Raw genomic sequence first — 10211 nt, 5'->3', positions numbered from 1 at the left:
CCATGGAGACGCATGAAATAATAAATTTTAAAACAATAAGCTTGATGAAATCCAAATTAATGCAAGGAATTTGTTTCGATAATGATTTAAAGGCACTAATGGAAAAAGACGTACAGCAATCCATAATAGCCATTAATGAACTGAAAAGTTTTTACCAAGGTGCCCGAACAAACTATATACAATGAGGTGAACGTTATGGAAATGGATTATTTAGATCCCCAAGGCGCTGAACATATGCCTGAAATGGCTGATTCTTCTTTTGCCCTCGATTTCCTACTGTCAATCAAAAGCGGGATTCATACGTATGCAATAGCTATAACGGAAACAATGAGTCCAGAATTGAGACAAGCCCTATACCGGCAAATGGAGCAATCCATTGATTTACATGCCGAAATATCCGATTTAATGATAAGTAAAGGCTGGCTTTATCCAAATGATATAGGAAAGCAAGTTGAATTGGATTTGAAATCAGCAGAAATGGCAATCAGCATCGCTCGGATGAGGTTATTCCCTAACGATACAGATAGACTCGGGATGTTCGCAACGCCAAATAAATAGAGGAGGAAGTTTTATGAAAGCCGTAACTTACCAGGGCAATAAAAACGTGCAGGTCAAAGATGTTAAAGACCCCCATATCAAAAATTCAGATGATATTATCGTAAAAGTTACAACTTCAGCCATTTGCGGTTCGGATTTGCACTTGATTCATCAAATGATTCCAAATATGCCAACTGATTATGTTATTGGCCACGAGCCAATGGGAATTGTCGAGGAAGTCGGTCCAGGTGTAAATAAGTTAAAAAAGGGAGATCGTGTTATCATCCCCTTTAACGTTAGCTGCGGAAGCTGCTGGTATTGCGAGAACGACCTTACAAGTCAGTGCGATAACTCAAACCCTCATGGCGAAATGGGTGGTTTTTTGGGATATTCAGAAACAACTGGTGGGTATGCGGGAGGACAAGCAGAATACATGCGGGTTCCTTATGGAAATTTCACACCTTTTAAGATTCCGGAAGATTGTGAGGTAGAAGATGAAAAATTGGTATTACTCGCAGATGCAGCTTCAACTGCATTTTGGAGCGTTGACCATGCAGGAGTTAAACCTGGTGATACAGTTATCATTTTGGGCTGCGGTTCCGTTGGATTACTCGCTCAAAAATTCGCTTGGTTCAAAGGAGCGAAAAGGGTCATTGCCGTCGATCATCTCAACTATCGTTTGGAACATGCTAAACGGACAAATAAAGTCGAAATCGTTAATTTCGAACAATATGAAAACGTAGGGGAATATCTCAAAGAAATAACCAAAGGCGGAGCCGACATCGTAATTGACTGTTCTGGCATGAGCGGTAAAATGACTCCTATGGAATATCTAGCAACTGGCCTTAAGCTGCATGGAGGTGCCATGGGTGGTCTTGTAATTGCCTCGCAAGCCGTGCGTAAAGCTGGAACCATTCAAATAACAGGTGTTTACGGAGGGCGTTATAACGGATTTCCGTTAGGGGATATATTTCAAAGAAACGTGGATATCAAGACCGGACAAGCTCCTGTTATCCCTTATATGCCCTATCTCTATAACCTTATATCTGAAGGAAAGGTTGATCCTGGCGATGTCGTAACCCATGTACTTCCAATCGATCAAGCTAAACATGGTTATCAAGTATTCGATACAAGGACAGACGGATGCATTAAAGTGGTGCTGAAGCCCTGACTAGCAGTGATATTTTGTAGGTTACTGAATTTATTGACTCCAGGTATTGTTGTTCAAGCTATTTTTGTTCACAAGTTCATGGCGACTATTGCTTCTACTCTAGTTTCAAAACCTTTATTGCTTCCGATTCTAAAAATTGTTACCAATGATATTCAAACTCGAAAATAAAAGCCACTTTTCCTGAAACTCGTCCAGGAAAAGTGGCTTTACGTTTAAAAAGGAAGATAAACTTAATTATCACTTAAATCAATTGAAGGTTCGATCCTTACGTGGTTTATCGTTATAACTTTACATTTATCCTATCTTTTTATAAAAACAAGGTTATAATAGCGGTATTTCATGCTTATTATTTTGTTTGTTGTTTATTCATGGCGCTCATCATTTGATTAATTTTCTTTTGGGATGGTTTCATACCCATTTGCATCATCATCATTTTCAGCATCTGTTCGTTAATTGGCGGATTTTTCTTTAAGTAATCCATCATGTATTTACGAGCGATGAAAAATCCCAGCACTACTCCAGCAATCAATGCCAGTACGCCAACTAGAATGTAAACCCACATACTATTTCCTCCTTCGTGTTGTCTAACATCAGTGTACTAGACCAAAGGTTATTATACAATACCCGCTACCGAAAAGTCCCCCATTTAGACAAATTTTCTTTCTTTTATCGGTTTTAACCAACCGTATTTTTCGTGTTCAAAATCAATGGCTAGAAAACTCGCTTCATATTTTCGAATGCATTCAAAGAAAGCCGTCTCCGCTTCATAGTCTCCTTCAGCTTTAAGCGTAATGGACTCATCCTGGATGATTAACACGGCTTTACTTGATCCGTTTGTTTTTTCTAAATAGTATTTTCCATTTTGAGACCAAAAATTCATCTTTTTTTGTAAACGTTGTTCAATTGCTACCTGCAACTGGATAATGGGGACTGTTTTGGTGACAAATTCGATTTGTTTTTGCAAAATACTCTTCAGTCTGCCCCTTGCTTGAATATACTCCAAAAACAAATTGAAAAATAGCTTTTCTCTTCCATAATAATGATGGGCAAATTCATCTTCGATTAAAAAGATTTGATAGGTTCTCATCAGCCAACGCCTCCTAGCATTCCTATTTTGGTCACCAGAACAACTTACCATCAGGACCTTCCATTATTTCCTACCCTTGATGACTTTCCCCTTTAACTGACACATTTAAACGAAAATTATTTATTCTCATTATATATTGACAAACTAAAAAGATATGTTGTTTGCTGGAGAAATTTTTTTCTTTTTTTGTCGAATGGATGCTATCCCAGAGAATAAGAGCACTTTCAACATACAATTAGAAGGTTCGATAAAAAAACTGACACCAAACTAGTTGGTGTCAGTTCCCCATTACTATTATTTAAGCATTTCTTTAACACGAGCAACTACATTTTCTACAGTGAAACCAAATTCCTCCATGATCTTACCGCCTGGTGCAGAAGCTCCAAAATGATTGATGGCCAATATTTCACCCTCATCACCTGCATAACGATCCCAGCCAAACGGTGAAGCCACTTCGATAGCTAGACGTTTTTTCACTGCTGGATTGATTACACTTTGTTTATATTCTTTAGATTGAGTTTCAAATCGATCCCATGATGGCATGCTGATTACCGAAACATCAATTCCATCGTTCGCTAAAGCTTTCTGTGCTTCCACAGCCAAGTTCACTTCAGAACCAGTCGCAAGTAGTAATGCATCCGCTTCTTCTTTCTTAGCAGCGGATATGATGTAAGCCCCTTTTGAAACACCTTCATAAGCTGTTTCGGAAGTATCTTTTATTGTGGGCAACCCTTGACGAGTCAGTACAAGGGCAGTCGGTTTATTTGTAGACTCCATAGCCACTTTCCAAGCTGCTGCCGTTTCATTGCCATCAGCTGGACGGATTACCCCTAGGTTAGGCATTGCCCGCAATGATGCTAATTGTTCGATTGGCTCATGTGTCGGTCCGTCTTCCCCTACAGCAATGCTATCGTGGGTGAAGACATACGTTACAGGTAGTCCCATCAGTGCTGCCATTCTTATGGCAGGACGCAAATAATCAGAGAATACGAAGAATGTACCTCCGTACACTTTTAATCCACCATGAAGGGTCATTCCATTTAAAGCCGCACCCATAGCGAATTCACGTACACCGAACCATATATTACGGCCACTGTAATTACCAGGTAATAGATCTGTCTCACCTTTGATGGCAGTATTATTAGATCCTGCTAAATCTGCAGAACCACCAATGAAGCTAGGGACCTTTTTGGCAATTGCATTCAATACTTCTCCGCTTGAAGCACGGGAAGCTAATGTTTTTCCTTCTTCATAAACCGGAATTTCCTGATCCCACTCAGCAGGCAGTTCACCTTTGATTGCCAGCTCCAATTGCTCGGCTAACTCAGGGTGTGCTTCTTTGTAATTTTTGAACAATTCATTCCAAGCTTCTTCTTTTTGGGCGCCTGCCTCTACAACAGATTCATTGAAGTGAGAATAAACTTCTTCTGGAACATGGAAATCCTCTTCGAATGTCCATTTATAAGCTTCCTTAGTCAACTTCAGCTCATCTGCACCAAGCGGAGCGCCATGAACAGCAGATTTACCTGAACGGTTTGGTGAACCGTAACCAATAACCGTTTTCACTTCGATTAATGTTGGACGTGCCTCATCGGTTTTCGCTTCTTCAATCGCTTTGGCAATTTCCTGAAGATCGTTCCCGTCCTCAACGCGGACATATTGCCATCCATAAGATTTGAACCGGTTTGCTACACTTTCACTAAATGATTGACTTAAGTCACCGTCAAGGGATATATCATTAGAATCATATAAAACGACAAGTCTTCCAAGTTGCAGATGTCCTGCTAATGAAGCCGCTTCTGCAGAAACACCTTCCATTAAATCTCCATCCCCACAAATGCTATATGTATAATGATCGACCACATTATAAGATTCACGGTTATAGCTTTCTGCCAAGTGGCGTTCTGCCATTGCCATTCCGACTGCCATTGCAATACCTTGTCCAAGAGGACCTGTCGTTGCATCTACCCCAGCGGTATGTCCGAATTCGGGATGTCCTGGAGTTTTACTGCCCCATTGGCGGAAGCTTTTCAAATCATCGATAGATAAGCCATAGCCCGATAAATGAAGAAGGCTGTATAACAGCATAGATCCATGACCAGCTGAAAGAACGAAGCGATCTCTATTAAACCAATCTGGATTTTTCGGGTTATGATTCATATATTCAGTCCATAATTTGTACGCCATCGGCGCTGCACCCATGGGCATGCCTGGATGGCCGGAATTAGCCTTTTCAATTGCGTCAATCGATAATGTACGAATCGTATTGATAGAAAGTGCATCTAATTTATCTAACATATCGTAAAACATCCCTTCCTGTAATGTACCTCTTTATATTATAGTGACCAGCATAATATCACAACTAAAATCACTATTTACAACCCCGATATTACAATATTTTCTGGAAATTAAAGAAGTCCCCTATTTAGATTAAGCTAAATAGGAGAATACATACATGAATGCACTCCCTTTTTAATCATTAAAGCTTAAAATGGGGTGTTTCATGATAATAGTCCAAGCATTAATGTAAGTTTCTTTTTTCTTTAATATTCTTTATCTTTTGAGGAGTGACGTCATTTCCTTCTGGATCAACGACTTTCACGTGCTCCAACGTATCGGACATGGACCGTCTGAATGTTTCTAAATACTCACTTCTTAATTGGGTTTGCTCTTTCGCCTCGACTTCCGTTAAACCTTCAGCCTTTGCCTTTTTAGAAAGTTCATTAATACGGGCTATTTTTTCTTTTGATAGCATAATTTCGCTCCTTCGTAATCTGCGGATATTGTCATGGTATTAAAAAAAAAGCGAAATTACAAGTTCTATGATTGACTTTCCTGTATATTTAGTTGATGTTCGAGAAAACGCCTGTTCACCGTAGCTTTGGATACATTGTATCCAAAGCCCCTTAAAGTGGCTGCGATTTCTGCAAATGTCAATCCATTGGCCCGGAGTTTAATAATCTCTTCAATGGGAATTTCCATACGTTCCCTTCCAGTAGAATTCCTTTGGTTCTGAAGATTGTTTTGAGGGCGGTAGCCTTTTTCAACGGCTCTTATCATCCCGCGTTTTATTTTTAAGTTATGTAATTTCCTTTGATATTCCTCTACAATACCGACTATCTGGATGACCATGGCATCCGAATCCGATAACTCTATTTCCCCATCGTGTGAGAGCGTATAGATTTTCACGTCTTCTTTAAGGATGACATGGAAAAGGGCTATTTTGGCATTCCCTCTTCCTAGTCTTGTTTCGTCCTGGATTAATAGAACTTCGGCTTCTTTGGCTTTAAATAGTTCGATCATGTCAAAAATGCCATCCCGGTTTAACTCATAACCGCTTTCCTGTTCCTTTATTATGGAAACAACTTCCATATCCAACTTTTCGGCCAATTTGACTAATTCATCTTCCTGCCTTGCCAATGATGTCTCCTGTGACTCTTTTTCTGTGCTGACCCTACAATAGATTATTGCCTTCATAATACCCTACCTTCACTGCTTACTGCTGACTTGCCAAATTCTGAACAAGTTCTTCCCCTTTAACCGGTATGACAATGACTTGACCAGGTTTAATCGAATCTGCCCTGACTCCATTATGCTCTTCTATCCAACCAATGAATTCTTTTTTTGTCAAATCAGCTTCATCATATTTTTCGGCAATTCCCCATAGGGTGTCGCCTTCACCTACTTCTATAGAAAGGAAATCCTTTTTTTGATCATTGTCCAATGTACAAGAGAATAAAATTGAAAAGATGAATACTGATCCAGCTAACAGAATCGTATATACATAATTTTTGTATATTTTTTTCATAAATATCCCTCCAAAGCGAATGTTCGTTCGTATGTTATGTCAAAATTATAATACGAACGTTTGTTTCAGTCAACAACTAAATTCGAACTTATGTTTGTATAGAATTGGGGGCCATGCTATAATGGGGCAAAGAACATTGGAGAAGAGGTGCACATATGACTAAACTATCAAAACGGCAGCAAGATATCCTTGATTTCATTAAAGAAGAGGTCCGCCAAAAAGGGTATCCACCTTCCGTCCGGGAGATTGGCGAAGCAGTGGGACTTGCATCAAGTTCAACAGTACACGGACATTTATCCCGCCTGGAAAGTAAAGGTCTGATAAGACGTGACCCAACCAAGCCGAGGGCCATTGAAATACTGAACTTGGAGGAAGCGAATAATATCCCCAAAGCTAGTGTCGTGAACGTGCCGTTACTTGGTAAAGTAACCGCGGGCATGCCGATAACTGCAATTGAGAACATAGAAGAATACTTTCCGCTTCCCGAAAGCATGGTTCCACATGATGACCATGTTTTCATGCTAGAAATCATGGGTGAAAGTATGATTGAAGCAGGAATTCATGATGGAGATTATGTCATCGTGAAACAACAAAGCAGTGCCAATAATGGAGATATCGTCGTGGCCATGACGGAAGATGATGAAGCCACTGTAAAACGATTCTTTAAGGAACCGGATTACATAAGGCTTCAGCCTGAGAACTCAAATATGGAACCAATTATTTTAAGAGATGTTTCGATACTTGGAAAAGTAATAGGCTTATATAGACAAATACATTAAAAGCGCTAAACGCGCTTTTTTTGTTTGTTTAATTTATGTCCGAAATTCTATCATTATGCATTTGGAAGACTAGGTTTGAAATATTTTTTTAATAGAAGCGTGTTTTCATAGGAGTATTAAAACATTATTCATTTATGGCGGTTGATAGGCAAGGTATCGCTTTCTGGATATATGTACTTTAGGAAAAATATGAAACCATAAAATTAATAAAGAGCGAGATAAAACCCCGCTCCCTGTAAATGTTCATTTCACTCTTAATCTTTGGTTCACTTTAATAAGGTTAAGATCGACCAATCCATTCCACTGTTGAATCTGCATTTGCGTAGAACCATATGCTTTTGCAAGCGCAGATACGGAATCCCCTTTTTTGACGATATGATAGACCTCTTCGATGCTTTCATCATATTTAGTTAAATCGCTTGTTTCGATTAGGTTCGCCAGTTTTTCTATATATTTCGGATCCGAGGCGTAACCCGCATCGAATATTGCTTTGAGTGCTTTTTTGTAATCTTGTTCTCCAATGACGGCTGTATACAAACTTCTATTCCATGAAGTTCCCTTTACATATAGATTGGCAAGATCTCTTAGACTTTCTTCCCATGTTGGGTATTTTCTGAATTTGTTCCATATTTGAACGGGTGCACCGTTGACGTATTCAATTGTTTGTATAATGACTGACTCGCCCTTAAAATCACCTTTTGTACCGAATATATTCTTTCCTTGATTTGCTAAAAAGCTTGTCCCATATCCACTCTCCAAACAAGCTTGTGCAATGATCACAGAAGGCAAAATTTTAAATTCCTTTTGAATTTTCAGGGCATATGGAGCAATTTCCTTAATAAACGTTTCCTTGCTCACTAGAACCTCCATCATTAGGACTCACTTTCTTAACTGGTTATCTTCATTCATATCGTATTCTAAACCATGAAAAGGGTGACAGCATGTCCAGCAAAAAAGGTACTGATATTTGGTTAATTGTCTTCACTATGATCAAAAAAGAGCAAGCATACACTGAGCGGCTTCACATTGAACTCTGAAAGTCTTCGAAACTTGTTGTATCAACTTTCATTGATCAATCGTTTATATTGCATTAATTAATATGGTATAAATCCTTTGTAAATGGTAAAAATTAATTGTGAAAACTTCTAAGGTGGTGACATTATGGACTTCCCAACCATCCATACAAACTTTTGGGATGCAGTGATAGCCATTCCTACCATCATGACACTTACTCAACTTATTAAGGTCATGTTTCCAATTCCTCCAAAATTCATCCCTGCCATCGCTTTGGTTCTAGGCTTATTCATTTCCATTTTCATCAGCCATCGACACCATTTGGTTGCAGGAATTTTCATGGGCTGGTTTTATGGCTATGCAAGCATAGGCAACTATGCTGCTCTCAAAACTAGTATTTTGTCTTATAGAGAATCTTATCAAAAGTAGGATTGAACTATACATGATAGCGGACGCCTAGGGTCATCAATCTTGTTCTTGCCAGGAGACCAAACTAGCTTATATTCCCATCGAACACTCCAATATTCATTCCTTTATGGCAATTACGGCCTAGCCTTTTACTTAGCTTAATCAACATAGCCCAAAGTAAAGTAAATAAAACCAATTCACACCTCCACATTTCAACCTAAAAAAACCTCTCAATTAAGAGAGGGGATTTTTTGGTGATTTCCACTACTTTTCAATATAGACCGACCGAATCAGCGTACGAGTTCTTTCAGGACCATTCATGCTTTTTTCCTTGACGTCAATTGTTACATTATAAACACCTGATTTAGGCACTTCTGGAAGGGTACCCGAAAACTTTTCGGTATCCATTTCCTGAATTGTGCTTTTTTCACTAATTTCTTTCCCGCTTTCATCTATTAGATGAACCAGAAATGTTGTGCTGATTGGCCTTTTTTTATCATTCATCGGATTCTTAATGATAAATTTAGCATCTTTTTGCTTAACTTTACCAGCCATACTTAATGTAATCGGATTCTTTTCGTTAAATTGTGCCGTGAAAAGGTATGCATCTTTTGGTGATTTAGTCTTCATTCGCACTCTCCAGTCACCAATTTCAAGTTTATTCCTATTAAATGTTTGTATGGTAGCACCATTAAAAAAGGAAGTTTGATTTTTTGCAGATTGAACTTTTAAGGAAGGTCTATACTTTATATTAGATGGAGAAATCAATTCAACCTCGACATCATTTGTGGCAGTGTATATGGTTATATCACTTGGAGCTGCTTCATTTACATGGAAACTTTGTTCGTTCCAGACATTTTGTTGCAGGACATCTCCCAGGACAGTTTGCGAAAGAGCGGTTGTGATGACATCATCTTCAACGTTTTCTTTATAATTGACATTTAAACCAGGAATCCCAGCAATAGAAGTGCTTCTTAAATAGGGTTCAATCCTTGAAAATACAGCTGAACCTATTCGAATATTGTCGTGATCATAGTTGGGATCCGTAAATAAATGTGACGCGTAGGGTATTTTCGTACTCCATACATTCACTAAACCATCATTTTCTCCATATGAAGATAAATATTGTCCACCCATTGATAAAGCGGAAAGAACCGGCCCTCTATTCATACCGGCCACGGTGAAATACATATTTTTCCGGGAGTTAACATGGTTATCCGTGACAGAACGAAACTCCGCCATTTTACCAAACTGTAAAGAGTAAGTTCCTTCATCTTTTTGGCCCAATAATGAACCAAGCCAGCCCGCATACCAGCTATATGCCAAATCAGCCAAGTTGGAACCGTGATGAGGGGAAGCTAAAGTGATGACCCTTCCAACATATTGGTGTGCTCCAAAGTGTACTAG

13 protein-coding genes are annotated in these 10211 nt (G+C 39.0%); 5 read left to right on the top strand and 8 right to left on the bottom strand.

The window, feature by feature from the left end; all coding sequences use genetic code 11:
* Positions 1-2: 2 nt before the first annotated feature.
* Genes AC1DVK_RS25600 through AC1DVK_RS25590 form a run of 3 tightly spaced genes read left to right on the top strand, consistent with a single transcriptional unit; the run spans position 3 to position 1708 of the window.
* Positions 3-185, top strand: a complete 183-nt coding sequence (locus AC1DVK_RS25600; RefSeq protein WP_477627695.1) for a spore coat protein — start codon at positions 3-5, stop codon at positions 183-185.
* Between the two features lie 10 nt (positions 186-195).
* Positions 196-558, top strand: coding sequence for a spore coat protein (locus AC1DVK_RS25595; RefSeq protein WP_089363235.1), 363 nt, complete (start codon positions 196-198; stop codon positions 556-558).
* Between the two features lie 13 nt (positions 559-571).
* Positions 572-1708, top strand: a complete 1137-nt coding sequence (locus AC1DVK_RS25590; protein ID WP_089363234.1) for a zinc-dependent alcohol dehydrogenase — start codon at positions 572-574, stop codon at positions 1706-1708.
* A 346-nt stretch (positions 1709-2054) separates the two neighbouring features.
* On the opposite strand, the gene AC1DVK_RS25585 is transcribed toward AC1DVK_RS25590, so the two are convergent.
* From AC1DVK_RS25585 to yneA, 6 genes are all read right to left on the bottom strand, one after another.
* Positions 2055-2270 carry a YneF family protein gene (locus tag AC1DVK_RS25585; protein ID WP_034312934.1) on the bottom strand — a complete coding sequence of 72 codons (216 nt, stop codon included), beginning with the start codon at positions 2268-2270 and terminating at the stop codon, positions 2055-2057.
* Positions 2271-2354: 84 nt separating this feature from the next.
* Positions 2355-2795: a sporulation inhibitor of replication protein SirA gene (sirA, locus tag AC1DVK_RS25580; RefSeq protein WP_061462713.1), complete on the bottom strand. Its 441-nt coding sequence runs from the start codon at positions 2793-2795 to the stop codon at positions 2355-2357.
* 294 nt (positions 2796-3089) lie between these two features.
* Positions 3090-5093, bottom strand: coding sequence for a transketolase (gene tkt / locus AC1DVK_RS25575; RefSeq protein WP_477627694.1), 2004 nt, complete (start codon positions 5091-5093; stop codon positions 3090-3092).
* 223 nt (positions 5094-5316) lie between these two features.
* Positions 5317-5550 (bottom strand): DUF896 domain-containing protein, encoded by a 234-nt coding sequence (locus tag AC1DVK_RS25570; protein ID WP_061462711.1) that lies wholly within the window; start codon positions 5548-5550, stop codon positions 5317-5319.
* 65 nt (positions 5551-5615) lie between these two features.
* Positions 5616-6272 carry a YneB family resolvase-like protein gene (locus AC1DVK_RS25565; protein WP_061462709.1) on the bottom strand — a complete coding sequence of 219 codons (657 nt, stop codon included), beginning with the start codon at positions 6270-6272 and terminating at the stop codon, positions 5616-5618.
* A 19-nt stretch (positions 6273-6291) separates the two neighbouring features.
* Positions 6292-6603 carry a cell division suppressor protein YneA gene (yneA, locus tag AC1DVK_RS25560; protein ID WP_061462707.1) on the bottom strand — a complete coding sequence of 104 codons (312 nt, stop codon included), beginning with the start codon at positions 6601-6603 and terminating at the stop codon, positions 6292-6294.
* Positions 6604-6758: 155 nt separating this feature from the next.
* Between yneA and lexA the strand changes: the two genes are divergently transcribed.
* Entirely contained in the window at positions 6759-7382 is a 624-nt protein-coding gene (gene lexA / locus AC1DVK_RS25555; RefSeq protein WP_061462705.1) for a transcriptional repressor LexA, read from the top strand.
* A gap of 243 nt (positions 7383-7625) precedes the next feature.
* Here lexA and AC1DVK_RS25550 read toward each other — a convergent pair whose 3' ends face one another.
* Entirely contained in the window at positions 7626-8240 is a 615-nt protein-coding gene (locus tag AC1DVK_RS25550) for a glucosaminidase domain-containing protein (protein ID WP_477627693.1), read from the bottom strand.
* A 303-nt stretch (positions 8241-8543) separates the two neighbouring features.
* Here AC1DVK_RS25550 and AC1DVK_RS25545 point away from each other — a divergent pair, with 303 nt between their 5' ends.
* On the top strand, positions 8544-8825 hold the full coding sequence (locus AC1DVK_RS25545) for a hypothetical protein (RefSeq protein ID WP_061462701.1): 282 nt from the start codon (positions 8544-8546) through the stop codon (positions 8823-8825).
* A 243-nt stretch (positions 8826-9068) separates the two neighbouring features.
* On the opposite strand, the gene AC1DVK_RS25540 is transcribed toward AC1DVK_RS25545, so the two are convergent.
* A partial coding sequence (locus AC1DVK_RS25540) for a hypothetical protein (protein WP_477627692.1) occupies positions 9069-10211 on the bottom strand: 1143 nt, incomplete at its 5' end.

It is taken from the genome of Peribacillus sp. P4_B1 (assembly GCF_056402395.1).
The sequence above is the reverse complement of the archived record's forward strand: the minus strand, read 5'-3'. Positions and strand labels throughout refer to the sequence as shown.